Source organism: Lactobacillus sp. UMNPBX19 (genome assembly GCF_002553805.1).
Lineage (GTDB): Bacteria > Bacillota > Bacilli > Lactobacillales > Lactobacillaceae > Lactobacillus.
The window spans coordinates 21,301-47,646 of record NZ_PCYR01000005.1 but is presented as its reverse complement, the minus strand read 5'-3'; the positions used below and the strand labels follow the sequence as shown (position 1 = coordinate 47,646).

At 33.8% G+C, this 26,346-nt stretch carries 26 protein-coding genes; 20 read left to right on the top strand and 6 right to left on the bottom strand.

Going from position 1 to position 26,346, the window contains the following annotated elements; translation table 11 throughout:
- The first annotated feature begins 86 nt into the window (after positions 1-86).
- Both CP370_RS02595 and CP370_RS02590 read left to right on the top strand, forming a co-directional pair.
- Complete coding sequence (locus CP370_RS02595; RefSeq protein WP_004897754.1) at positions 87-953, top strand: hemolysin family protein; 867 nt, start codon at positions 87-89, stop codon at positions 951-953.
- Positions 953-2,521 carry a peptide chain release factor 3 gene (locus CP370_RS02590; RefSeq protein WP_004897753.1) on the top strand — a complete coding sequence of 523 codons (1,569 nt, stop codon included), beginning with the start codon at positions 953-955 and terminating at the stop codon, positions 2,519-2,521. Before CP370_RS02595 ends, CP370_RS02590 begins: the two co-directional genes overlap by 1 nt.
- Positions 2,522-2,565: 44 nt before the next feature.
- Here the strand turns inward: CP370_RS02590 and CP370_RS02585 are convergent, their stop codons facing one another.
- The gene (locus tag CP370_RS02585; protein WP_034525186.1) at positions 2,566-2,844 is read right to left on the bottom strand and encodes a DUF1827 family protein; all 279 of its coding nucleotides are present in this window, start codon (positions 2,842-2,844) and stop codon (positions 2,566-2,568) included.
- Positions 2,845-2,970: 126 nt separating this feature from the next.
- Positions 2,971-5,139 (bottom strand): ATP-dependent Clp protease ATP-binding subunit, encoded by a 2,169-nt coding sequence (locus CP370_RS02580; protein ID WP_087283920.1) that lies wholly within the window; start codon positions 5,137-5,139, stop codon positions 2,971-2,973.
- Between the two features lie 207 nt (positions 5,140-5,346).
- On the opposite strand from CP370_RS02580, the gene CP370_RS02575 reads away from it, so the two are divergent.
- The 6 genes from CP370_RS02575 (at position 5,347) to CP370_RS02550 (ending at position 9,941) form a co-directional block, all read left to right on the top strand.
- Positions 5,347-5,529: a hypothetical protein gene (locus CP370_RS02575; RefSeq protein WP_004893811.1), complete on the top strand. Its 183-nt coding sequence runs from the start codon at positions 5,347-5,349 to the stop codon at positions 5,527-5,529.
- A gap of 119 nt (positions 5,530-5,648) precedes the next feature.
- A complete protein-coding gene (locus CP370_RS02570) occupies positions 5,649-5,915 on the top strand; it encodes a phosphocarrier protein HPr (RefSeq protein ID WP_004893814.1) in 267 nt (88 codons plus the stop codon).
- Positions 5,915-7,654, top strand: a complete 1,740-nt coding sequence (ptsP, locus tag CP370_RS02565) for a phosphoenolpyruvate--protein phosphotransferase (protein ID WP_004897751.1) — start codon at positions 5,915-5,917, stop codon at positions 7,652-7,654. The genes CP370_RS02570 and ptsP overlap by 1 nt, the downstream gene beginning before the upstream one ends.
- A gap of 195 nt (positions 7,655-7,849) precedes the next feature.
- Positions 7,850-8,251 carry a transcriptional regulator Spx gene (gene spx, locus CP370_RS02560; protein ID WP_087283923.1) on the top strand — a complete coding sequence of 134 codons (402 nt, stop codon included), beginning with the start codon at positions 7,850-7,852 and terminating at the stop codon, positions 8,249-8,251.
- A gap of 102 nt (positions 8,252-8,353) precedes the next feature.
- Positions 8,354-9,007 carry an adaptor protein MecA gene (locus tag CP370_RS02555; protein ID WP_087712797.1) on the top strand — a complete coding sequence of 218 codons (654 nt, stop codon included), beginning with the start codon at positions 8,354-8,356 and terminating at the stop codon, positions 9,005-9,007.
- Positions 9,008-9,065: 58 nt separating this feature from the next.
- Positions 9,066-9,941, top strand: a complete 876-nt coding sequence (locus tag CP370_RS02550; protein ID WP_012846475.1) for a competence protein CoiA — start codon at positions 9,066-9,068, stop codon at positions 9,939-9,941.
- Positions 9,942-9,951: 10 nt separating this feature from the next.
- Here CP370_RS02550 and CP370_RS02545 read toward each other — a convergent pair whose 3' ends face one another.
- Complete coding sequence (locus CP370_RS02545; RefSeq protein WP_095076660.1) at positions 9,952-10,557, bottom strand: DsbA family protein; 606 nt, start codon at positions 10,555-10,557, stop codon at positions 9,952-9,954.
- A 70-nt stretch (positions 10,558-10,627) separates the two neighbouring features.
- Positions 10,628-11,251, bottom strand: a complete 624-nt coding sequence (locus CP370_RS02540; RefSeq protein ID WP_012846473.1) for a CYTH domain-containing protein — start codon at positions 11,249-11,251, stop codon at positions 10,628-10,630.
- Between the two features lie 77 nt (positions 11,252-11,328).
- Between CP370_RS02540 and CP370_RS02535 the strand changes: the two genes are divergently transcribed.
- The 4 genes from CP370_RS02535 (at position 11,329) to CP370_RS02520 (ending at position 15,541) form a co-directional block, all read left to right on the top strand.
- Positions 11,329-11,955, top strand: a complete 627-nt coding sequence (locus CP370_RS02535; protein ID WP_004897745.1) for a GTP pyrophosphokinase family protein — start codon at positions 11,329-11,331, stop codon at positions 11,953-11,955.
- A complete protein-coding gene (locus CP370_RS02530) occupies positions 11,955-12,767 on the top strand; it encodes an NAD kinase (protein ID WP_087712798.1) in 813 nt (270 codons plus the stop codon). The genes CP370_RS02535 and CP370_RS02530 overlap by 1 nt, the downstream gene beginning before the upstream one ends.
- Complete coding sequence (locus tag CP370_RS02525) at positions 12,767-13,666, top strand: RluA family pseudouridine synthase (protein WP_087712799.1); 900 nt, start codon at positions 12,767-12,769, stop codon at positions 13,664-13,666. The genes CP370_RS02530 and CP370_RS02525 overlap by 1 nt, the downstream gene beginning before the upstream one ends.
- Before the next feature lie 99 nt (positions 13,667-13,765).
- A complete protein-coding gene (locus tag CP370_RS02520; protein WP_087712800.1) occupies positions 13,766-15,541 on the top strand; it encodes an oleate hydratase in 1,776 nt (591 codons plus the stop codon).
- 68 nt (positions 15,542-15,609) lie between these two features.
- Here CP370_RS02520 and CP370_RS02515 read toward each other — a convergent pair whose 3' ends face one another.
- Together CP370_RS02515 and CP370_RS02510 are read right to left on the bottom strand one after the other, a co-directional pair.
- Positions 15,610-16,839: a DUF2075 domain-containing protein gene (locus CP370_RS02515; protein ID WP_012846469.1), complete on the bottom strand. Its 1,230-nt coding sequence runs from the start codon at positions 16,837-16,839 to the stop codon at positions 15,610-15,612.
- Between the two features lie 69 nt (positions 16,840-16,908).
- Positions 16,909-17,931: a lactonase family protein gene (locus CP370_RS02510; RefSeq protein WP_012846468.1), complete on the bottom strand. Its 1,023-nt coding sequence runs from the start codon at positions 17,929-17,931 to the stop codon at positions 16,909-16,911.
- 138 nt (positions 17,932-18,069) lie between these two features.
- Between CP370_RS02510 and CP370_RS02505 the strand changes: the two genes are divergently transcribed.
- The 8 genes from CP370_RS02505 (at position 18,070) to ymfI (ending at position 26,332) form a co-directional block, all read left to right on the top strand.
- Positions 18,070-18,450 (top strand): PTS glucitol/sorbitol transporter subunit IIA, encoded by a 381-nt coding sequence (locus CP370_RS02505; RefSeq protein WP_012846467.1) that lies wholly within the window; start codon positions 18,070-18,072, stop codon positions 18,448-18,450.
- A gap of 11 nt (positions 18,451-18,461) precedes the next feature.
- Positions 18,462-19,628 carry an AI-2E family transporter gene (locus CP370_RS02500; RefSeq protein WP_012846466.1) on the top strand — a complete coding sequence of 389 codons (1,167 nt, stop codon included), beginning with the start codon at positions 18,462-18,464 and terminating at the stop codon, positions 19,626-19,628.
- 87 nt (positions 19,629-19,715) lie between these two features.
- Positions 19,716-20,273, top strand: a complete 558-nt coding sequence (locus tag CP370_RS02495) for a tRNA (cytidine(34)-2'-O)-methyltransferase (RefSeq protein ID WP_004893849.1) — start codon at positions 19,716-19,718, stop codon at positions 20,271-20,273.
- 1 nt (position 20,274) lies between these two features.
- The gene (locus CP370_RS02490; protein WP_087283936.1) at positions 20,275-20,709 is read left to right on the top strand and encodes a DUF1149 family protein; all 435 of its coding nucleotides are present in this window, start codon (positions 20,275-20,277) and stop codon (positions 20,707-20,709) included.
- 21 nt (positions 20,710-20,730) lie between these two features.
- Entirely contained in the window at positions 20,731-23,154 is a 2,424-nt protein-coding gene (locus CP370_RS02485) for a DNA translocase FtsK (protein ID WP_087712801.1), read from the top strand.
- 2 nt (positions 23,155-23,156) lie between these two features.
- The gene (locus CP370_RS02480; protein WP_012846464.1) at positions 23,157-24,371 is read left to right on the top strand and encodes a pitrilysin family protein; all 1,215 of its coding nucleotides are present in this window, start codon (positions 23,157-23,159) and stop codon (positions 24,369-24,371) included.
- Positions 24,368-25,603 (top strand): pitrilysin family protein, encoded by a 1,236-nt coding sequence (locus CP370_RS02475; RefSeq protein ID WP_087283942.1) that lies wholly within the window; start codon positions 24,368-24,370, stop codon positions 25,601-25,603. Before CP370_RS02480 ends, CP370_RS02475 begins: the two co-directional genes overlap by 4 nt.
- Positions 25,604-26,332, top strand: a complete 729-nt coding sequence (ymfI, locus tag CP370_RS02470) for an elongation factor P 5-aminopentanone reductase (RefSeq protein ID WP_087283945.1) — start codon at positions 25,604-25,606, stop codon at positions 26,330-26,332.
- Positions 26,333-26,346 lie beyond the last annotated feature (14 nt).

Here is a 26,346-nt window from a genome sequence, read left to right as displayed (position 1 = left end):
TTATCATATATTTGCATGTGATATAATTACCGATAATTGTGATTAAAATGAGCCTTAACACATCAATAGAAGGAGAGAATTTAAAGATGAGTAGTGATCCCGGTGCGGGGGATATATTTAGCAAATTAAGAGCTAAATTTCGTGGCGATGAAGATATTGATGGCCAACGTAAGCTAAATAAAATTTTAAATAAATTACATGAGCAAAAAGAAATCAGCGATCGTGAATATTCAATGATGGAAGGTATTCTTGAATTTGAGGAAAAGATGGCACGAGAAGTAATGGTGCCTCGAACTGATGCTTTCATGGTCGATATTAATGATAGTTTTCAAGAAAACTTAGATAAGATCTTAAAAGAGCCTTATTCAAGAGTACCTGTTTATGATGGGGATAAAGATAAGATTGTAGGCGTCATTCATATTAGAACTGTTTTACGAAAAGCTCATAAAGTTGGTTTTGATAAGCTAGACTACGATCAGGTTATGTTTAAGCCTTTATTTGCACCTGAAACTATTGAATTAGGAGAATTGTTAGTCGAGATGCAGGAGACCCAAAGACAGCTTGCTATTTTGACTGATGAGTACGGCGGCGTTGTTGGACTCGCAACAATTGAAGATTTAATTGAAGAAATTGTCGGCGATATTGACGATGAAGTTGATAAGGCTGAGGTATTATTTTCAAAAATTGGTCCAAGAGAGTATGTTATTTATGGAAAAATGCCTTTAGCTGACTTCAATGAAGAATTTGGAACTGATTTGGCAATGGAAAATGTGGATACTGTTGCTGGATATGTAATTACTAAATTAGGTCTAATTCCCGCTAAGGGAGAGAAGTTGAGCGTTAAACTTGATAATGGGATGGTTTTAACCACGAGACGAATGAAAGGGTCTCGTTTATTAACACTGCTGCTCACAATTCCAGAAAAACAAGAAAAGGAAGAAGCTAAAGATTAATGACAAAGTTAACGGATGAAGTGAAAAAAAGACGCACATTTGCGATTATTTCTCACCCGGATGCGGGTAAGACTACAATTACTGAACAAATGCTACTTTTTGGTGGAGTAATTCGAAGCGCAGGTACAGTTAAAGCACGTAAAAGTGGTCACTATGCAACTAGTGACTGGATGGCAATTGAAAAAAAGCGTGGTATTTCAGTTACTAGTTCAGTAATGCAATTTGAATACCAAGGAAAGAGAATTAATATTCTAGATACTCCTGGACACCAAGATTTCTCTGAAGATACCTATCGAACCTTAATGGCTGTTGATGCTGCAGTAATGGTTATTGATTCTGCTAAAGGTATCGAACCTCAAACTAAGAAGCTGTTTAAAGTTGTAAAGAAGAGAGGTATTCCGATCTTTACTTTCATGAACAAATTAGATCGGGATGGACGTGAACCACTAGACTTAATTGCTGAATTAGAAGATTTGCTAGGCATTGAAGGTGTAGCAATGAACTGGCCAATTGGTATGGGAAAGCAATTAAAAGGCTTATACGACATTGCAAACAATCGTGTTGAACTCTATCGAAAAGATGAAGATGATCGCTATTTACCATTAGATGAAAATGGCAAATTATCTGAAGATGAAGCTTTAGCACAGGATAGTTTATACCAATCGACTTTAGATGATATTGACTTGTTGAAAGAAGCTGGAAATACTTTTGATAAAGATAAGATTTTAAGAGGAGATCAAACACCAGTCTTCTTTGGATCGGCTTTAACTAACTTTGGGGTAGAAACTTTCTTGGATAGTTTTGTTAATTTAGCACCTGCTCCTCAAGAACATGTGGTTAATGAAGATGAAAAGTTAGCTGCAGATGATCCAGAATTCTCTGGTTTTGTTTTTAAAATTCAGGCAAACATGAATCCTAACCACCGTGATCGAATTGCTTTTGTAAGAATTGGAAGTGGCGAATTCAAAAAGGGAATTGATGTAACTTTAGCTCGAACTGGTAAGCCTGTTAGATTGAACAATGCAACTGAGTTTATGTCTAGTGAACGTGTACAAGTTTCTGATGCAGTAGCTGGAGATATAGTTGGTTTGTATGATACTGGTAATTTCCAGATTGGTGATTCAATCTATGCTGGGAAGAAGAAAATTGTCTATCCAGAGCTACCACAATTTACGCCTGAAATTTTTATGCGAGTAACTGCTAAAAATGTTATGAAGCAAAAATCATTCCATAAAGGGATGAATCAATTAGTTCAAGAAGGTGCTATTCAACTTTATCGTGGCTATTCAACTGATGATTATATTTTGGGGGCAGTTGGTCAATTACAATTTGAAGTATTCTCTTTCAGAATGAAAAATGAATACAATTCAGAAGTTGAGCTCCATACATTAGGAAACCGTGTGGCTCGTTGGATTAACCCGGATCAATTAGATCCTAAAATGTCATCATCCCGTAACTTATTGGTTAAAGATCGGGATGGCGAGCCATTGTTCTTATTTGAAAATGCATTTGCTGAGAGATGGTTTAAAGATAAGTATCCTGATGTTGAATTGACTTCAAGATTATAAGATAGAAAAAAGCCGTGGAGTTGTTCCACGGCTTTTTTGCGATTTTAACGATCACAAGTGATAGAAATAATTTTTCTACTTTTATCAACTGTTATATCATAAATTCGATCTTCATGAATTAGACGCTTAATAACAAATTCTACTTCATCTTGTCTAATAGGACGTTTATGATTTTCCATAACGATTTCAATTTTATCAGCTGTTTCGCTGTATACTACTGTGGTATTACCTAAAGAGTAGACTTTTACGAATTGACTATTAGTAGCTGCTAATTGTCTTTGGACTAAATCACGGTAGCTATTTGTAACATCAATTAAATGCATCATATTTATAACCTCGATATATAATGTGTCTTTAAAATCCCAATTTAAGTATAACCTTTTTGCAGAATTTATAAAAATAAAAAATAAGAGTCACGGAACCTGTGACTCTTATTTGCCCTTAAATAATTAATTTTCACTAATTACTATTTTACCGTCAACTACATTAGCCTTTAGGTCTTTAGCAGCTGGATTATCAAGTTTATAATCGGCCACCTTATCTTCAATTTCCTCTTGGATTGTACGACGAAGTGGACGAGCGCCCATAGAAGGATCATAACCTTTTTCGACAAGAAGTTCTTTTGCTTCAGGTGTAACATCAATATGTAGACCTTGATCTTTTACCATATCATTGGTATTTGCAAGCATTAAATCAACAATCTTGATTAAGTCTTTCTTATCAAGTGCATTAAATTCAACTATATCATCAAGTCTATTTAAGAATTCAGGTTTAAAGTATTGACCTAAGCTATTCTTAAATTGTTCTTGATGACTGTTTTCAGCTGCAAAACCTACGCTAGCTTCTTTGATTCCTTGACCAGCATTAGAAGTCATAATGATGATGGTATCTTTAAAGGAAACTGTGCGACCTTGCGAATCAGTTAAACGGCCATCATCGAGAATTTGCAAGAATAGGTGGAGTACATCAGGATGAGCTTTTTCAATTTCATCAAATAAAATTAAGCTATATGGATTATGGCGTACCCTTTCTGTTAATTGACCAGCTTCTTCATAACCTACATAACCTGGTGCAGATCCGATTAGCTTAGATACAGAGTATTGTTCCATATATTCGCTCATATCAAATCGAATCATTGCATCTTCTGTACCAAAGATTTGCTTGGCTAATTGTTTAGCTAATTCCGTTTTACCTACACCAGTAGGTCCTACAAATAAGAATGAGCCGATTGGACGACCAGATTTGTTAAATCCAACTCGATTTCGTCTTATTGCCCGAGCAACAGTTTCAACAGCTTTGTTTTGACCAATTACATTATCTTTAAGGTCAGTAGCTAAATTCTTTAATTGAGTTTCTTCTTGTTTTTGTAAGTCACCAACTGGAATATTAGTTTTTTCCTCAACGATCTTATTCATGATCTTTTCAGTGATTTTAGGTGTTTGATCAGGATCTACTTTTTGATCTTTTAATTTTTCATACTTTTCAATCTGATCACGATAGTAGGCAGCTTTTTCGTAATCCTCATTTTTTAAAGCATCTTGCTTTAAGCTTTCAGCAGCATCTAGTCTTTCTTTGATTTTTTCACTATCAACATAAGGAATAGTGAGATTCATTCTTGAACCAGCTTCATCTAAAAGATCAATAGCTTTATCAGGTAAGAAACGATCTTGAATGTAGCGTGAAGAAAGATTTACTGCAGCTTGTATAGATTCGTCAGTATAGTGAACATGGTGGTAATCTTCGTAACGCTTACGGATGCCTTGCAAAATCTTAATTGTTTCTTCAGTTGTAGGTTCTTTAACCTCCACTGGTTGGAATCGACGAGCAAGGGCAGAATCCTTTTCGATGTTTCGATATTCCTTAATAGTAGTAGCACCAATTAGTTGGAAATCTCCACGAGCTAAGGCTGGCTTAATAATGTTACCAGCATCCATACCACCTTCAGCGTTGCCAGCACCAACTAATTCATGAATTTCATCAATAAATAGGATGATATTATCATTTTGTTCTAATTCTTTGATTAGTTGCTGCATTCTTTGTTCAAATTGACCGCGAATTCCAGTTCCTTGAACCATTGATACCATATTTAAAGAAATGATTCTTTTATCTTGAAGCTTAGCTGGAACTGAACCGTCGACAATTTGTTGTGCTAAGCCTTCAACAACAGCAGTTTTACCAACACCGGCTTCTCCGATAAGAACAGGATTATTTTTAGTCCGTCTGTTTAAAATTTCAATAACGCGAGCAATTTCTTTATCACGACCAATAACTGGATCAATCTTACCTTTTTTTGCTAAGTCGGTTAAATCTGTACCATACTGGTCGAGTAGAGATTTTTGACCACCATTGTTTCCACTTCTGCGGCCACCACCCATTTGCATGCGTGGGTCACGTCCTTGAGGATTATTTTGTTCATTGTTGTTATTATTTAAGGCGTTGAATAAATCATCAAAATCGCCAAAAAATGCATTGTTATTATTCATACTATTATTTTGTCCTTGTTGATTTTTCAATTCTTGATAACATTGTTGACATAATGAGATTTCACGATCTTGCCCATTTACATTTGTATAAAGATGAATAGAGGCAGGACGTTCGTGACAGTTATCGCATAACATTAATATTTCCGCCTTTCTTATAATATTCAGGCTATATTCCTATTTTAGCACTCTTTATATATGAGTGCTAACTTGCTAATATAATAGTACGGATACTTACTAATTGCAAGTGGTAAGCCCAGATTTTTATAGAAAATTGATATAATAGGATAAAGAACAAAATTTTTTTATAAAGACGTGGAAACTTCAAGGAGATAAGTATAAGAAATGGATTATAAAGAAATATTAGATAAAATTATAAGTGGTGAATTAAAAGAATATAGAGTTAGTCCCAAGGATGCTTTTCAATTTCAATTAGCTCTTAGAAGCTATGGTAAAAGACAGAGTATAACTGGGATTGCCCAAAGAGGTGGGGATATAATTTATACCTTATCTGACAATGAAAATTAAGTACTTTATAATGTAAACATTTACATTTGTGTTGTTTTCATTTAAAAAACATGATAACCTAATAAACGAGTGGGTATAAAACTCCCGATTATTTTTGATTTTAAAGGAGATAATTTAAAATGGAAAAACGCGAATTTCATATTATTGCTGAAACTGGTATTCATGCTCGTCCAGCTACTTTGTTGGTACAAGCTGCTTCTAAGTTTAACTCAGATATTAACTTGGAATACAATGGTAAATCAGTAAACTTGAAGTCAATCATGGGTGTTATGTCTTTAGGTGTTGGCCAAGGTGCAGATGTAACTATTACTGCTGATGGTGACGATGCTAAAGAAGCAATTGAAGCTATTGCTGACACTATGAAAAAGGAAGGTTTAGCTGAATAATGTCGAAAACTTTAAAGGGAATTGCAGCCAGTGATGGTATTGCAGTTGCACCAGCCTACCTTTTGGTAGAACCTGACCTTTCGTTTTCTAAAACTTCAGTTAGCGATGTTGATGCTGAAGTAGCTCGCTTTAAAAAAGTTGTTGAAGAATCAACTAAAGAACTTGAAAAAGTTCGTGATAAAGCTAAGGAAAGTTTAGGACCAGAAGAAGCACAAGTTTTTGATGCTCACCTTCTATTCTTAAGCGACCCAGAATTTACTGGGGCTATTGAAACAGAAATCAAAGATCAAAAAATTAATGCTGAAGCTGCATTAGATGAAACTGCTCAAAAATTCATTACTATTTTTGAAGGTATGACTGACAATGCATATATGCAAGAACGTGCAGCTGACGTACGCGATGTTTCAAAGCGTCTTATGGCACATCTTCTTGGTAAGAAATTGCCAGATCCTGCAGCTATTGACCATGAAGTTGTAGTAGTAGCCTACGATTTAACACCAAGTGATACAGCTCAACTTAACAAGAAGTACGTTAAGGGATTTGTAACTGATGTTGGTGGTAGAACTGCTCACTCAGCAATCATGGCTCGTTCATTGGAAATTCCAGCTGTTGTTGGTACTGAAACTATTACTAAAGATGTTAAAGATGGCGATATGCTTATTGCTGATGGTTTAGACGGCGATGCTATCATTAATCCAACTGATGCTCAAATCGAAGAATACACTAAGAAGGGTGAAGCCTTCGCTAAGCAAAAGGAAGAATGGAAGAAGCTAAAGAATGAACCATCTGTAACTGCAAATGGTAAGAAATTTATTATCGCTGCTAACATCGGTACTCCTAATGATATGAAGGGTGTAAAAGAAAACGGTGCTGAAGCAATTGGTTTGTACAGAACTGAATTCTTATACATGGATTCAAAAGACTTCCCATCCGAAGAAGCTCAATTTGATGCTTACAAGAAAGTTATCGAAGACATGGATGGTAAGCAAACTATCATTAGAACTTGTGATATTGGTGGAGACAAGCACTTAGATTACTGGGATCTTCCAGAAGAAATGAACCCATTCTTAGGTGTTCGTGCTATCCGTCTTTCAATGCAATACAAGGATATCTTTAGAACTCAATTAAGAGCCTTACTTCGTGCATCTGCATATGGTCCATTAGGAATTATGTTCCCAATGATTGGTACTTTAGCAGAATTACGTGAAGCAAAGCAAATCTTAGCTGAAGAAAAAGATAAACTCGCTAAAGAAGGCGTTAAGATCGGCGACGACTTACAAGTTGGTATGATGATCGAAGTTCCAGCTGCTGCTGTCTTAGCTGATCAATTTGCTAAAGAAGTTGATTTCTTCTCAATTGGAACTAACGACTTAATCCAATATACTATGGCTGCTGATCGTGGTAATGATAACGTTTCTTATCTTTACCAACCATACAACCCATCTGTTTTACGTTTGATTAAGCATACTATTGATGGTGCTCATGAAAATGGTATTTGGTGTGGTATGTGTGGTGAAGCTGCAGGTGATGACATTATGTTCCCAATCCTTTTGTCAATGGGACTTGATGAATACTCAATGAGTGCAACTTCAATCTTACGTATCAGAAGTTTGATGAAGAAGATCAATACTGAAGATATTAAAGAATTAGCAAATAAAGCTTGTTTTGTTTCAGAAACTGCTGATGAAAACAAGAAATTAGTTGAAGAAACTATGAAAAAGCTTAATATTCTTGATTAGAAAAAAGAGTACTAAAATAGTACTCTTTTTTTGTTAGAACTTCACACAAACTTCAATATTTGTTGCTAAAGTATACTATGTAAGCTGATAAAAGAAATTTGATTACAACTTATAAAAGACAAGTATTTGTGATACAATGTCTTATATAAGTGAAACAGTAGTTATTTTTCTACACGCAAAGGAGTGTGGAGTTAAGTGTTAAATTTATATACATCACCAAGTTGTACTTCATGTCGTAAAGCAAAAGCATGGTTGAAGGAACACGATATTTCATTCAAGGAAAGAAATATTTTCGCCAATCCGCTAAATAAAGAGGAAATCATGCAAGTTTTACGAATGACTGAAAACGGCACAGAAGAAATTATTTCTACTCGTTCTCGTACTTTCCAAAACTTAAAGATTAATTTAGATGATTTATCAATCGATCAACTAATTGATCTTGTTGAAAAGAATCCTAGTCTATTAAGACGTCCAATCATTATGGAGGATAGACGTTTACAGGTAGGCTACAACGAAGATGAAATTAGAAGATTTCTTCCTCGTAAAGTTCGTCGCTTAGAACTTGAAGAGATCCAAGCAATGACTGCTGATTTTTAATTAAAAATTGTAAAAACGTTAGCTTTTTTAAGCTAGCGTTTTTATATGAGTAGGAAAATAGGTTACAATGTATTAAAGATAGAGACTTCGAGGTGATAATAAGTGGAAGTACACAGAATAAGTGAAAATACCATTCGTGTAACAATGGACGCAGATGAACTTAAAGAACGCGGAATAACAATGCTCGACTTGTTAGGAAACAAAAGTCAGATTCAACATTTCTTCTATCAAATTTTAAGTGAAGTCGACACAGATCATACTTTTGCTAAAGGAGATCCTGTTACTTTTCAGGTTATGCCAAGTAGTTCTGGATTAGAATTACTTATTTCAAAAGTACCTGATAGTGATGATGATAGTAGTAACAATCCAAATGATCAATTACGAGATCTTTTAAAGGGATTAGGGGCTGGAGATGATGATCAACGCAAAACTGAAATTAATGATGATCGTGAAAAATTAGTCAGTGATAATCGTCGCGTCTTTAAGCTGGATAGTATTGATTTAGTTGCAGCCTTAGCCGATGCTTTAAAGGTTGAAGGATTAGCCTCCAGTTTATATACCTATCATCATGAATACTATCTAGATTTAGCCTATTTAGATGATAATTATGTAGAATTGAAACCCGAAGATACTTGGGTAATTGCTAATGAATATGGAAATGGAATGACTGAAAAGCAATTCCAAAGAATAAAGAAAAATACTAAGTGCTTAATTGGCCAAGATGCATTAGGGAATATAAGAGAGTATTTCGATTAAAAAAGAGAGATGAAAAAAATCATCTCTCTTTTTTGCGTATATAATATTGGGCGATAAAATGTACGCAGCTATTTTAAATAAAAAATTAGTCTTAGCCATCAAGGAAGCAGAACAAGTTAATAAAGGTTTTAAGAAATTAAATCAAGATTACTATACTTGTCCGTCTTGTAGAAAACGAATGATTTTGATTCTATCAGAAGAAAAGCTACCATTTTTTAAGCATTTCTATCAAGTTAAAGGAACAGGAGAGAAAGAAGAACATTATCAATCTAAGCAACTTTTATGTACTGCACTAAAAGCAAATGGAGTTAATGCAGAAGTTGAGGTTCCTTTGCTTGATCAACAATTGAGAGCTGATGTATTAGTAGAAAATAAATTAGCTTTTGAAGTGCAGTGTGCACCGTTAAGTGAGACAGAATTTAGGCATAGACATAGTTTATATGAAAAATTATCCATAAAAGATATTTGGATTGTGGGTCAAAGGCATTATTTAAAAAATAAACTTAATCGTTCAAAAGAAATATTTTTAAGGTATAGTCCAAAATGGCAATGGTATTATTTAGAAATTAATCCATTTAGTTGTGTAATTACATTAAAATATAATATTTTAAAGGCTGCACTTAGTTCGGAAATAAGTTATGATATAAAACATTTTTCTTTAGATGAGAAGGGAATTGCAAATTTATTTACTTTTACTCCAGCTAAACGACGAAATATAAAGTATTCTTCTATTCAAGATCAAAAAATATATTTACAGAAACAAATTACCCAGAAAAGTAAACTAGGGTTAGAAATTGCTTCTTTGTTATACCAATTACATTTTTCAGTAGCAGATATACCTGAGAAACTATTTTTAGAGCTGAGGGAGCCAAAGGAAAAGAGCCCAATAATAACTTATCTACAAAAAAAGCTAGATGATTCAAAAATCATCTAGCCTAATTTAATTACAACAAGCGTAAACTATTATCACTACTAGTCTGTTTATCCCCAATGATTGCAGCCTCAATTTCTTCACGATTTGCGCAACCTTCGATCATCATACCAGAATCTCCCCGATCATCATCATAGTTAAAAATAATGGTTGTAGGGGTAGTGACGACGTTTAAGTCATCAACGAGTTTTAAATCCTTATCCATTGAGAGCTTTATGTAGTTTGATTCACGATTCTTCTTAAAGCTTTTAATTGAAACATTTAAAGAATCGAGAATTTCAATAACAAGCTCGGGAGAATAAGTTTTATTCATATCATTGATCGCATGCTGCAAATTAATGATATATTGTCTAGCCTTTTTATTACCGACAATCAATTTTAGAGTGTGATAATCTTTAGTTGCGTTATAAGCACTTTGACTAAAAGTGTTAAAAACCTCGACATTATTTAAAGAAAGATGTCTAGCTTTGATATCGTTACGAATTGTGTTCATTGTAGTCATGGGAATAAAGTGGTAAGAAATATTTTGATTGTAACCACTGACTGCAGCAATTATTTCCTGCTCATTTTGATAACAGTTAATCCCAATCGGATTAACAAAGAAAAATATTTCAAACATTTTGTTATTTCCTCCATCCAAGTTCATGAATACTGTATCAGAAAATGAATGAAATGAAAAAAAATTTGTTTTATTTTTTATGTTCCCAGGCACGTTGTACTTTACTTTGATTAGTATTTTCTTTATTAGCTGTAAAATTAAATTGTTTTTCTAATTCAGAAAGTACCTTTTTGATGGTATCAGGATCATCATTTTCAATTTCTAATTCAAAGTCATAGTATCCATCTGGAAATTCTGTTAAATCTAAAGTCAATTCACAGTTTTCTGGACCGTTAGCTAGTATTCTTCGAGTTTGACTCCAAGAAATTAATTTCAAAGAGCGAATTGCTTCGTTGGAATAATGCTTTTGGAGGTAGTCACCAACATCTCCCCCAAATAAAAAGAAGTCACCTTCATATGAACTTTGAGTCATTTGCTCCGCTTGTGCTACAGATAGTAAATCATTAATTTCAACTCGTTCACTATATTTCTTTTCCTTAAGATTAGTTTCTTTAACTTTAATAGTTTGTTCTGCATGATCAACAAGAATTCTAATTCTCAGACTAGTATCACTATTTTTTAAATCAAAGTCTGGTGTATCAAAATAATAATTCTTTTGAATAAAATCAGATTTTGCGGTAAAAGCTGCACGCATTTTCTCATAGGTTTCTTTATCTAGTAGGGTTTTTGATTCAATTTCTAAATTTTTACTCATAATTTTATCCTTTCACTAGTTAATGTTATCCCTCTATATGGTAGAATAATTTTGTTTGAAACGGAAAGGATTTATACATGAAAGATTGGGATTTATTTTTATGGCCTTATCAACAGGCTGTTTCTGAATTAAAAGTTAAATTTCGATCACTTAGACAAAGTTTTTTAAACAAGGGTGAGCATTCGCCGATTGAATTCGTGGTCGGACGTGTTAAAACAGTTGATTCAATTAAAGAAAAAATGACACGGCGTGTTATTGCCCCTGAGGTAATTGAGAACGATATGCAAGATATTGCCGGTATTAGAATCATGTGTCAATTTGTTGATGATATATATCGAGTAGTTGATCTGATTCATGAACGGCAAGATATGCAGGTAGTTGAGGAAAGAGACTATATTCAAAATGCTAAGCCATCAGGATATCGATCCTATCATATGGTAATTGAATATTCAGTTTTTTTACCTGATGGACCAAAGAAAATAATTGCTGAAATTCAAATTCGTACCTTGGCAATGAATTTCTGGGCAACAGTAGAACACACATTAAATTATAAATATCAGGGAAAATATCCGGAAGATATTTCTAAGCGACTTAAGACAACAGCTGAAGCTGCTTATAAGTTAGATGAAGAAATGTCATCAATTAAAGATGAAGTGCAGGAAGCACAGAGAATTTTTACTAAATCTAAAGGAAAAGAGCAATAATGAAAGTCGCACTCGTTTATAATAATAAAGTTGAAACCTTAGCAGTAGTTAGAGCGTTAGAAAAATTACTAGAGGCTAGAAAAATTGAAATAGATACTGAAAATCCTGACGTAGTAATTACTGTCGGAGGAGATGGAACATTAATTTCAGGATTTCATAAATACCAAAATCTAGTTGATAAAATTAGATTTATTGGTGTTCATACTGGACACCTAGGTTTTTATACTGACTGGCGTAATTTTGAAATTAACAAAATGGTAGATAATTTGACTAAGAAACAACCATCTTCAGCTTCCTATCCACTATTGGAATTGATCATTACTACTGGAGCAGGTGAAAAGAAAAAGTTGCTTGCATTAAATGAGGCGACTATTAAACGAGTTTCTAAGACTTTAAAGGCTGATGTTTACATCCGAGACCAGTTTTTTGAAAGTTTTAAGGGGGATGGCTTATGTGTTTCAACACCTACAGGTTCTACTGCCTATAGTAAGTCATTAGGCGGTGCTGTTATTCATCCACGTTTAAAAGCTTTACAAATGACTGAAATAGCTTCAATTAATAATCGTGTGTTTAGAACACTCTCATCTCCAATTGTAATTGCACCTGATGAATGGATCACTATTAAGCCGGAAACAGGTAGTGATGATCATTATGTAGTTACATTTGATGGTTATGAATTTAATCATAAGCATATTAAAAAAATTGAGTACCGAATTTCTCAACATGTTATTCGTTTCGATAAGTATCAACATACTCATTTTTGGAATCGTGTAGAAGATGCCTTTATCGGCCAACCTAAAGATAAACAATAATGCAATATTTTAAATTAAAATTTGAAAATAAAACACCTCAGAAACTGGGGCGTTTTTTGTTAAAAAATGGTTTTTCTAAACGCGCTTTGACTAATAGCCAGCATCATGGTGGGATGGTTCTAGTGAATCATCACCGCCGGTATACGAGCTACTTACTACATGCTGGGGATGAAGTAATTTTTATTTTAGGAGAAGAAAAAGAAAATAAATGGTTAAAGCCCTCATCTAAGAAGTTAAATATCGTTTTTGAACAAAAAGACTATTTAGTTATTAATAAAGATGCCGGAATATTGTCAATTCCATCTCGCTATGAAGATAATGATGCAGTAGTAAATCGTTTATTGCACTATTTTCAACAACAAAAACAAACTGATCTTAAGCCACATGTGATCACAAGACTTGATCGAGATACATCTGGATTAGTTTTGGTAGGAAAAAACGCAGTTGCGCATGCACGTTTTAGTAAGATGGAAAAGAATGAGTTTATTAAGAAATATCATGCAATTGTGCATGGAAATTTTGAAGAAGCACAAAGACAAGGAACTATTGATGCACCAATTGGCAAAATAGATACCGGAGTTAAGCGCGGAGTAGTAAATAACGGACAAAGATCAGTTACAGAATATCGGGTTTTAGATCAAGTTAAAGGTGCTAGTTTAATAGAATTACAGCTTTTGACTGGACGAACTCATCAAATTAGGGTGCACATGCAATATTTAGGACATCCCTTGTTTGGTGATCCTTTGTATGGAATTAAAGATAATTTTAAGCGACAAGCGTTAAATTGTTTTTATCTTGAATTTGATGACCCTTTTTCAGAAAAAAGACAAAAAATTGAAATAGCAGATCCTATTGATATGAAAAGATTATGGAAGAACTTGATAAGTAATAAATTATAAATATAACAGCTAAATTAATTGACTATTGTAACCGCTTTACATAGAATTGAATATAAGAAGTGTTAATACTATTCGAATATAGAAAAGAGGATCACTTGTATGTACTATTCAAAAGGAAACTATGAAGCTTTTGCGGATACTAAAAAGCCGGCTGGTGTAGACAAAAAATCTGCGTATATAATCGGTAGTGGATTAGCTGGCCTTTCAACAGCATTCTTTTTGGTTCGAGATGCTAAGATGTCTGGTGATAAAATTCATATTTTAGAGGAATTGGATGTTGCGGGCGGCTCTCTAGATGGGACTAACCGTCCTAATGCTGGTTTTGTAGTTCGAGGTGGTAGAGAAATGGAAGACCACTTTGAATGTATGTGGGACATGTACCGATCAGTTCCATCATTGCGGATATCAGGAGCTTCTTACTTAGATGAATATTACTGGCTTGATAAAGAAGATCCTAACTCCTCGAATTGTCGATTGATTCATAAGCGTGGTAATGAATTGCCAACAGATGGACTATATCAATTGGGTTCACATGCTAGTGAAATTGTTAAGTTAGTTTTGACACCAGAATCTGAAATTCAAGGAAAAACAATTGAAGAATGGTTTTCACCTGAATTTTTTGAAACTAATTTTTGGACTTATTGGTCAACGATGTTTGCCTTTGAAAAATGGCATTCTCTTGCAGAGATGAGACGTTATTGTATGCGTTTCATTCACCATATTGATGGGTTGCCTGACTTTACTGCCCTGAAGTTTAACAAATATGATCAATATGATTCTATGGTAAAGCCACTACTTAAATACCTAAAAGACCATGGCGTTAAATTTGAATATGGTGTTCAAGTAGAAAATGTATTAGTTGACCATGAAGAAAATGAAAAAGTTGCTAAAAAGATTATGATGAAGAAGAACCGTAAGCAAGAAGATATTGATTTAACTGAAGATGACATTGTCTTTGTAACTAATGGATCAATTACTGAAAGTTCCACTTACGGCAACCAAACTACGCCTGCGCCAATTACTCATGCTAAGGGTGGCTCTTGGAAGTTATGGGAAAACTTAGCTAAACAAGATCCGGCATTTGGTCACCCTGATGTCTTTAGTGAAAACTTACCTGAAAAATCATGGTTTGTTTCTGCAACTACAACATTAAAGAATAAAAAAGTGGCTCCTTACTTTGAAAGATTGACTAAGCGTAGTTTGTATGACGGAAAAGTAAATACTGGTGGAATTATTACGGTTACAGATTCAAATTGGGGTCTAAGTTTTACTATTCACCGTCAACCTCATTTTCCAACTCAAAAGCCAAATGAAATTGTAGTCTGGATCTATGCTTTGTATTCAGATACTGAGGGGAATTATATTAAGAAAAAGGTAGTCGACTGTACTGGACAAGAAATTGCTGAAGAAATGCTTTATCATTTGGGTGTGCCAGAAAGTGAAATTAAAGAATTGTCTTCAGAAGAAAATATGAACACCGTTCCGGTATATATGCCTTATATTACTAGTTACTTCATGCCTCGTCATGATGGGGACCGGCCAGCTGTTGTACCAGAAGGATCAAAAAATTTAGCATTTATTGGTAACTTTGCTGAAAGTCCTACTAGAGATACAGTGTTTACGACAGAATATTCAGTTAGAACAGCTATGGAATCTGTTTATACACTACTTAATGTAGATCGAGGAGTTCCAGAAGTTTGGAGTTCTGTTTATGATATCCGGGAATTACTTCGTGCTATGTATTACATGTCTGATAAAAAGAAATTAGCAGACCAAGAAATGCCATTACCAGAAAAATTAGCTGTAAGAGCTGGTATGAAAAAGATTAAGGGAACATGGATTGAAGAGTTGCTTGAAGAATCAAATCTAATTTAAAGATGTAACAATTTATTTGAATGAGAATTAACAAAAAAAGATTATGGTTTGTTTTAAGCCATAATCTTTTATTTTGTCTTTTGTGTTGCTTGCTTGAACATAGAGACTAAAGTTTTTCTAAGCAAGGGATCGTGAGCATAAAGATAAGTTCCTTTGATTCCACGCTTAAATAAAACGTTTAAAGAATTAAGAACCATTTCTTCTTCAAGAGTTTTGATTTCATGAGGATCAGATAGATCTTTTCTCTTTTTAAACATTTCTATATCAGTTATTTTGTCTAAATTAACACGGATTTTGTTTTTATCTGGGATTTGGCTGATGGGCGGTCCGATAATAATACCAGCATAGTTTAAATCAAATCCCTGACAAGTATATATTGAGCCTACCTCATCAATTGTTTTTGGTATTTCAGCCCAAGGAGTGGCAGTGTAGTTATATTGGTCCCATGGCATTTTGAATTTTCCTTCTTGGATGTAATGTTTGCCTCCATCTAAAGTCGAAGGATAGCCGGATGTAGAAAGAACTCGACTTAATCCTACTTCACGGTTGCGCTTAACGATTTCCTTTCGCATTTTCTCGGCATCATCAAAAATACGAAAGTCATAGTTGCTATTAGCATTAGTAGGGATAGGATCAATGATTTTATGTTTAGTAAATGAATTGAACCAACTAAGTAACTCAGAAGGAGCGGTCATTCTAAATTGATGTTTTAAATGATATTTTTGATGAGGATAGGGATCGATAATTTTTTCTAGGCGATCTTTAGTCCAAAGAGTTTTCATTTTTAGTACTTGATATGGATCAAATACTAAAATCACTACCTTGCTTCTTTTAATAATTTCAGTTAACTGATTTTCATGATAAAAATTATTGTAATGATCTGGCTTAGAAAGAAGTAAGTGAGCTTCATCGATTATAACAATATCAGCGTGTTCATTTTTCTTATCTAATTGATTAATAAAAGTAGTTGGTCTTTGAAAATTTTTCTTTAAGAGGTTAGGCAAAGTTCCAGCAATTTGACGATAAACTTTCAAAATCTCTGGATGATTAACAAGAAAGTAATTATTAGTTTGATAAATACTATTAGTTTTATCATGACGTAATTTCTGCACTTGGTAAAACAGGGAAGAAAGAACGACACTTTTTCCCGTACCAGCCTCTCCATAGATGGTGAAAATAGCGGGAAAGTTCCGATTAATGTGTTGTTTAGTAAAAGAAATAATTTGAGTAATTAGATTTTGTTGTTCTATTGTTAATTTCTTGAAAGGTGAAAGTTTATCAGCTGCATTATTTTGCATATTGTATATCCTTTTTCCAATAAATAAAGAAAAGCCATGAATATTCATGGCTTAATTTATAGAATGAGTTTAATCTTCTTCAAATAATACGCGTGTAGCTTCAGGAACAGAAATGTCTTTTTGAATTGGAGTTAGATTACCAGTTTCAGAGTTTCGACGGTAAAGAGTTGCGTTATTAGTATTTTGATTAGCTACAACTAGGTACTTTTCTGCTTTATCCCAGTTAAAATCACGTGGGAAGGAACCAAAGACAGAAATTCTTTGGGCTAATTCTATTTTTCCATCATCTAAAACTTTAAAGACAGCAATTGAATCATGACCACGATTAGAAATATAAATAAATTTTCCATCTTTAGAAATTCGAATTGCAGCAGCTCCATTATGATCAGTAAAATCATCAGGGATAGTCTTATATGTTGCTATATCCTCAAATTCCCAAGTATTTTCATTTAAACGGGCAACATTAACCTGACTAGATAATTCACCAACAATGTACATGGTTTTACCATCTGGTGAAAAGGTAAGGTGCCGAGTACCAAAGCCTTTTTCCATTTGATAGCGTGCTAGGTGTTTTAATCTGTTATCGTCTAACTTATAAAAATCAACAGCGTCGATTCCTAAATCACATGAAACTAAATTACCAGCAGGAGTTTCATCGAAGAAATGTGGGTGAGCCTGATCTTGTTCTACTCTTGGTCCATGACCCTCATGCTTGTCGTTAGTAATGAAGGTTAATTTTCCATTTTTGTCGTAAGAAAACACATTAATAGTTGCTAAGTGATAATTTGCAGTGAAAACTAAATGCTTTTGTGGATCAACACTGATGTAGCAAGGAGCTGCTCCTTTGTGAAAATAGGTATCTAATTTTTCAGCTTCACCATTTTTAATTCTATAGGTAGCAATTCCACTCTGGTCTCCTTTTTGAATGATAGTAAACAATAAATCACCAACTAATTGGAAATACGTTGGTCTTTCAATTTCAACAGTATTTTTAATATTAGTTAGTTTAATATCAGTTCCATCATTTTCAACATTAGCGGTATAAATACCCTTTGAGTCATGGCTCGTATAGCCACCAAACCAAACTTTCATAATTTTTATGTTAGCCTCCTGATAAAACTTTCCATAACATATTTATTTTCTACCTTTTAATACGAATAGGCAATCGTAATTAAGTGTTATTGGATAAATAAGTTGATATGGTAAAATTTAATAGAGAGGTTGATAAAAATGAAATGGAATTCTACAATTACTGCTATTGGTTCGGAAGCATTGGATCCAGCAGATAACATCGTAATTTTATTTGATAATAAGGCTACCGATAAGTTGCGGGATGTTGCTGTATTGCAAGAGTTCGATCAAGCAACACCAGTAGAAAAATTTGTCTTTAAAAAAGACGATTCTATCACAATTGATGGCACTACCTATTTAGCTCTATATGTTGGACCAATGGTTCAAATGAATATACAAGCTATTGGTCATGCTACTTTGGTATTTACTGATGAAGTTCCGAAAAAGCCAATGACTAATGCTATATATTTAGAAAAAGATTCTAAAGAAAAAATGCCAGAATTTAAGGTAGGCGAGTGGATTACCTATGAACATAGATAAGAGGGAAAGCTATGGATGTAAAAAAACATCATCAGAAGAGTAATTTTTTTGTTAAGTGGTTTTTGAACAACCGTTTTAGCATAGCCTTACTTAATATTTTATTGTTCTTCTTGATCATTTTGGTATTTAACCAAATTTCTTTTGTGTTAAATCCTTTTTGGACATTTTTTAATGCAATTTTTCCACCAATTTTAGTTGCATCAATCCAATACTATTTAATGGATCCAGTAGTTGATTGGATGGAGAAAAAATTAAAAGTTCCCCGAATAATTACGATTATTCTACTATTTGTTATCGTTGTAGGAGGATTGATTTGGATCATTAATACTTTGATCCCTATTATTCAGCATCAAACTGATTCCCTAGTAAAGAATTGGCCAACTTATTGGAATGATGCACAAAAAGGTTTCGAAAAGATGATTCGCGATCCACGCTTAAATGGAGTCCGCGGAGGAATTAATCAAGCTATTTCTGATGCACAAACTAAAATGTTTAAAACAGGTCAAGATAGCTTCAATTTAGCCTTGAGTAACTTGTCATCTGCTGTTAACGTAATTACAATGATTTTTATGACCTTATTAACAGCACCATTTGTTTTATTCTTTATGTTAAAAGATGGTCATCGTTTGAATCCTTATGTGACTAAGATTGCTCCTAAAAAACTACAACCTAGTTTTTCAAGCTTACTTAGTGATATTAACGGAGCAGTTGCTTCCTATATTCGAGGCCAAATTACTGTTGCCTTCTGGGTTGGAGTAATATTTGCAATAGGTTATTCAGTAATTGGACTAAATTATGGAATTACATTAGCAGTTTTAGCTGGAATTTTGAATATGATCCCATATTTTGGTACATTTATTGCCTTTATTCCTGCAATTATTTTAGGATTAATCAGCTCTCCAATGATGTTGATCAAAGTCTTAATAGTTTTTGCTATAGAGCAAACACTTGAAGGACGCGTTATTTCACCACTAGTAATGGGAAATAAGATGAATATGAATCCTGTTACAACTATTTTGCTATTAATTGGTGCAAGCGCAGTAGCTGGTTTATGGGGAGTTATTTTTGCCATCCCTGTCTATGCTGTAATCAAAATAATTGTAACCAGATTATTCAATTATTATCGTAAGATTTCAAATCTTTATGATGATGAATCAATCGAAGATAGTGATACTTAAGGAAGTAAAGAGTAGAATTGAAGATAGAATTAAGCGTGGTACTTGCCATATTACAGGTGCTGCGTTTTTTTACAAGAGGAGTTTTTTATGACAAATCACGTTGTACTTTATGAACCATTGATGCCAGCAAATACGGGAAATATTGCTCGTACTTGTGCAGGTACTAATACAGTTTTAGATTTAATCGAACCGCTTGGCTTTCAAATTGATAATAAAAAAATGAAGCGTGCTGGATTAGATTATTGGGATAAAGTTGATATTAGAATGCATGATGATTTAGAAGCTTTTTTAAATACACTTGGTCCAAATGATGAAATGTACTTAATCTCAAAGTTTTCTTCAAAAAATTATGCTCAAGTAGACTATACGGATCCAAATAAAGATTATTATTTTGTTTTTGGTAAAGAAACAACAGGCTTGCCAGAAACTTTTATGAGAGAATATTATGATCGGAATCTTAGAATTCCTATGTCTGATAATATTCGTTGTTATAATTTATCAAATTCAGTTGCTATGGTTTTATTGGAGGCTTTAAGACAGCAAGGTTTTCCAAATATGGAAAAGAGCCATCACTATGAAAATGATAAGTTAAAGGATAATTACAATCGTCCTGAACGTTATGAAAGAAATTTAGGAGAGAATTAAAATGGATTTTAAAAATATGACCCCAATCGTAGTTCGTTCTTTTCACTATGATTTAAATGATGAACAAATGGTAAAAAATCAAGTTAATGTTTCCTTGCGCCAGGTTTATCAAGATTTAGAAGATGGCAGTCAAGATGAAGGTAAGAACGGCAAATATTTCGAAATTGCCGTTCCTTTTGAAGTATCACCTGCTCCAGGTGACTTTACAGTTAGTGGAGTGATTACTAGAGTGGTTCAATTTATTGACTATTTTGGGGATGGTTCAGATTTAGAACCGTCAGATTATCAACTACTTTCTAGACCTTTAGTTGAAGAAATTGAAACTTTGACTTATGAAATTACTCAATTAACTTTAGACCACCCAGTTAACCTTAGTTTTAAGTCAAACTTTAACGAGTTAAACAAGGATAATCAAAAAGATAAAGATGACAAATAAAAAGATTGAGAAGGTGTCTTGATGGCTAAAAAGCGAAAACGCAGGGCAACAAAAAAGAAAAAAACAACTACTAAAAAGAAAAAGCAAAGTATGGACTGGGTCATTACAGGAATAGTACTTGTCTTAGTAGCAGTTTTAAGTTGCGTTCATTTCGGTTTATTTAGTCAACAACTAATTAATTTAATTCGATTTTTTGTTGGTGATAGCCACTATTTAGCTAGTATTATTCTTGGTTTGTTTGGCTTAGTAATGGTTATTTATAATCAACCCCCACATTTCAGTTTGAAGCGTGGTAGTGGGTTAGGTGTATTTTACTTGGGTTTACTCCTTTGGGAAAGTTCTCGCGTTTTTAATCAAATGATGATTCATCAAGGATTTGTAAATGCTTTTTTGACATCAATTGGTGAAGAATTTTCCCGGGCGCAGATTACAACTAAGGTCGGTGGCGGCTTTATTGGAAGCATGTTTTATCAACTTGCTTTTCCAATTTTGGGAACCGTAGGATCTGAAGTAATATCTTTGTTGATGATGCTAATCGGTATTTTAATGATCTGTAACGTAAAATTTGCTACCTTGCTGTCCGGTTTTCAAAAAGGTTCACAATTAGTAATTGAAAAAAATAAAGATGCTGGGGAAGCTTTAAAAATTAAATACAGCGATTTAGTTGAAAAGCATGAGCAAAATAAGCAAGAAAAATTAAATAATCGAGAAAAACTAACTGATCCTTTAGATAATCATGATGATACTTTCCCAAGTATGTTTGATTTTAATAGTGAACCTGCGGCTTCTAATAAAGTTAAGGAAGAAAGCGGTCCAAAATTTGATCCTCCAATTGAAGTTTCCCAAGAAAGCATTCCAATAGCAACAGAAGTTGAAGCCAAACCTATAGATGATTTGCCGGCTTCGCATACTTATGCTGAAGAAGATCAAAAGATGAAACAAGAACTTCAAACTGTTGATCATGGAGATTTAGAGACAAAACAAAGTACTCAGCCAAAGAATCCCAACTATAAAAAGCCGCCAATTAATTTATTGTCAACTATAAAGAATGTAGATCAGAGTCAAGACAAGGCTCTAATTCAGAAAAATAAAGAAGTTTTAGAGTCAACTTTTAAGAGTTTTGGTGTGCATGTTATCGTAAAAAAAGCTGTATTAGGTCCAACAGTCACTCGTTATGAAGTCCAGCCAGCAGTTGGGGTGAAGGTAAGTAAAATAGTCAACTTAGCGGATGATCTTGCTTTGGCTTTAGCTGCAAAAGATATCCGTATTGAAGCTCCAATTCCAGGGAAACCATTAATTGGTATTGAAGTGCCGAATCGAACTACTTCTGCCGTTTCATTTAAAGATGTTATGGTTCATCAAGATGCAAAATCAAAAGAGATTTCGCTTGATGTGCCATTAGGCAAAGATGTTGAAGGAAAAGTAATTTCAGCAGATTTACGTAAGATGCCACACTTGTTAATCGCGGGATCTACTGGATCCGGTAAGTCCGTTGCAATTAACACAATTATTACTAGTGTTTTGATGAAGGCTTACCCTGAGGATGTAAAGTTAGTACTAATTGATCCAAAAATGGTTGAACTTTCTGTATATAATGGAATTCCCCACTTGCTAATCCCTGTTGTTACGGATGCTAAATTAGCAACGAATGCCTTACGTAAAACTGTTAAAGAAATGGAAAGACGCTACCAGCTTTTTGCTGCTGGAGGCGTTCGAAATATTACTGAGTACAATCAAAGAGTAGTTGAAAATAATGCTGATAAAAATAATTCAGTAATGGAAAAGCTACCTTATATTGTTGTGATTGTTGATGAGTTAAGTGATTTAATGATGGTTGCTGGGCATGATGTAGAAGATGCAATTGTTCGTTTGGCTCAGATGGCGCGAGCAGCAGGAATTCACATGATTTTAGCAACTCAAAGACCTAGTGTTGATGTTATCACCGGGTTAATTAAAGCAAATGTTCCTTCAAGAATATCTTTTGCTGTTTCTAGTGGAGTAGATTCGCGAACTATTTTGGATCAAGTTGGTGCAGAAAAACTTCTAGGACGTGGAGACATGCTCTTCTTGCCAATTGGTGCTGCTAAACCTGAACGGGTTCAGGGAGCATATATCTCTGTAACTGAGGTAGAAAAAATAGTATCCTGGGTAAAGGAACAACAAGAGGCCGTATATAACGAAGATATGATTCCTTCGAAAAATGATTCTGAGGATCAAGCTGAGAACGAAGATGAGCCTGAAGATGAATTTTATGATCAGGCAGTAGCCTTAGTGAGAAAGCAACAATCAGCTAGTGTTTCTATGCTTCAACGTAGATTTAGAATTGGATATAATCGAGCTGCAAGAATTGTAGACGAAATGGAAGCTAAAGGAATTGTTGGACCATCCGAAGGATCAAAACCTAGACAAGTACTTATTCCACCAGAAAAGGACGATGACCAGTAATTATGACAAATATTAGAATTGACCATAATTTAAAATTTAAAACAGCCACGTTGGGCTGTTTTTTACGTTTACCTTTAGATAAAAAAACACTGGCATTAGCAAATATCTTAGCTTACATGCAGAGCAATGCCACTAAAGAATTTCCGGGTATAAACTTACAGGCAAAAACTTTTTCTAATCTTTATAATACGAGTTTGCAAGTTTTTCCTGAAGTATTTGGAAATCAAATCGTAGTTTTTTATACTATAAATTTCGTTGAACCACGTGAAATCTTAGATCCGGACTATAATTATGAAGTAATAATGGATGCTTTCTTTAAGGTGGTAAAAGAACCTCTTTTTGATTGTCAATTATTAGAATTAGCAAAAAGGCAGCTCGAACAAGAAAGAAAACAATATTATGAGTTGCCAGCGAATGTTTCTTTAAGCGGATTTTTTAATACCTGGTATCGAAATATGCCTAGTTACCAAGATAGTGTTTTTGGGGATGAAAAGACACTCAAAAACGCTAGTTTAGAAGAAATTAAGTCATTTTTTAATACGTTGAAAAATGCTCCAGCTTTTTGTTTAGGACAAGCACAAGATCCCGATAGTTTAACTGACTTAGTTCAAACACAACTTGATTGGCCTGGCTATTTTGATGATTTTGTAGTTTCTACATTGTCTCTTCCTGCAGAAGAAAATCCAATTGAAAGAGAGATACAGTTTAAGAGTGAACAAGCCCAGCTTTTAATTGGATATGGGTATGATCAATCTCTTCCAATATATCTAAAACAATTTGGCGGATTATTTTTAGGAGAATATCTTGCTGGGGATGAATCGTCTAAGCTCTTTACTGAAGTTAGAAAAAAACTAGGAGCAGCATATGCGATTGATGCGACTAATTATCTCAATAATTCTCTATTTTTAATTAGTACAGGAATTTCTAAAGATAAAATAGCAGCTGCTTCTAAAGCAATTAAAATGGGTGTAAAAGCAGTGCAAGATGGAAAAGTGGATGAAGGAATTTTCTCTAAGGCTAAGTCTGCCTTAAAGCGTAACTACCAAATTAGTACTGATAGGCAAGATTTGATTTTGATTCAGATGCTAGCCAATGCTCTAAGAGGGCGTGACTATACTTTTGTACAGAGAATTGCTGATGTTGATCACTTCAAGATAGATAAATTGGTTGAATTTAGTCAAAAATTATACTTTAACGAAAGCTATTGTTTAAAATGAAAAAATTAGATGTAACAACTAGAGACTACAAATCTGGATTTCGGGCAAAAGTAATTAGAAGACCACTTTTTGCACAAAAGTTTATGGGAATAATTGTAGATTTTGGTGGTAGTGATCCTCAAAAATTATGTGGTGGAGCTCATTTTTTAGAACATAAATTATTTACTAAGAAAAGTGGCGACATTTCTCAACGATTTGAAGAAATTGGAGCTTCTACAAATGCATTTACTACGTATAATGAAACGATGTTTTACGCTAGCTTTACTGAACATTGGCGTCAGGTTTTACCGTTAATTTTTGAATTAGTTGGAACAACGTATTTTACTAAAAATAATGTTACTAAAGAATCAAAAATTATTGCTCAAGAATTAGCGATGTACCAAGACGACCCTAATTGGCAAGTGAATTATGAGTTAATGCAAATGATGTTTCCGAAAACAAGTTTGGCAGAAGATTTAACCGGTACAAAATCTAGTTTGAAAAAAATGACGCCAGAAATTTTACAAGAAATTTATGACAATAACTATGTTAGTTGCCGGATGGAATTTGTTGCTTGTGGGGGATTCAGCGAAAACCAAACTAAAGAAATTTTACGTGAGGTAGGGAAACTTGAGAGTAAATATTTAATTTCTAAAAAAGTTACACCTAAAAAATTATCCATTGTAAATTCTCAAAAACAGCATAATAAAATTATTGCATCCGATTTAATTACGTCTAGGGTCGGTATAGGAATAAAACTACCTGACTTTAAAAAAGTAGGTTTAAGGAATAGCACAGCACAAAGTATTTTTGAAATGATGCTCCAAGCAAAGTTAGGAGTAACTAGTCCTTGGTTTGAAAAGATGCAAAAACAAGGTATTTTAAATTCACCGATGGAGCTGCAGGTCTCATATACTACTGCGGGTAATTTTGCTACAATTATCGGCGCTTCAAGTAAACCAGATTTGTTTTTAAAGAATATTAAGAGCCAACTTTTGGAAGTTCCAGTCACGGAAGAGGCCTTTGTATTTCAAAAAAAGGAAGCATTGGCACAGACTATTAGAGAATTTGATGATCTTAGTACAATTGCTATTGAAGAAGCAGAATATGGACTTGAAAATGATAGTTTTAATTCAGCATCTCAGGCAATTCAATCTTTAAGTTTTAATGAATTTTATACAGCTGTTGAAAATATATTGGATAAAAGTGATATATTTACTACAACTTTAAAAGGTAAAGAGGAAGCTAACTAAATGAAGCGTGCAATAATTTTCGGAGCAACTGGTGGAATAGGAAGAGCTATTGCAGAAAATATGGCTGAAAATGGCTGGTCTTTATATATTCATTACAATCATAACCAACAAGAAGCCGGTAAAATGGTACAGGAATTCATTGGAAAATATCCAGACCAAGAATTTTTTTCATTAAAATTAAATTTTTTGGCTGAAGATGATGTGATTAAAAAAATAGTATCAAATCTCTTACCAATAAGTGCTGTGATTTTTACACAAGGAATCACTAATTATCAATTTCTTGGAAGTCAAGAATTAGATGAAATTGAGAAGATTATCCAAATTAACTTATTAGCCCCGATAAAGATAACTTCCCTTTTAGAATCCCGGCTTTTAAAGCAGGCACATGGCCGAGTAATATTTATTGGATCTGTGTATGGAGGACAAGCAAGTGCGCTAGAGAGTGTGTATAGTGCCAGTAAAGGTGGATTATCAAGCTTTGTACAAGGGTATGCACGTGAGGTAGCATCGACTAATTTAACTGTAAATGTGATTGCTCCTGGAGCAGTTGATACACCAATGAATGCAATTTTTGATGCTGAGACTTTAAACGAAGTTAAAAATGAAATTCCTGCAGGAAGATTGGCAGATCCGAAGGATATATCTTTTTGGGTAGAAAATTTGCTTGATGAACGTTCAGACTATTTAACTGGACAAACTATTTATGTCGATGGTGGCTGGCTTGTTTAATGGTCGATTAGTTT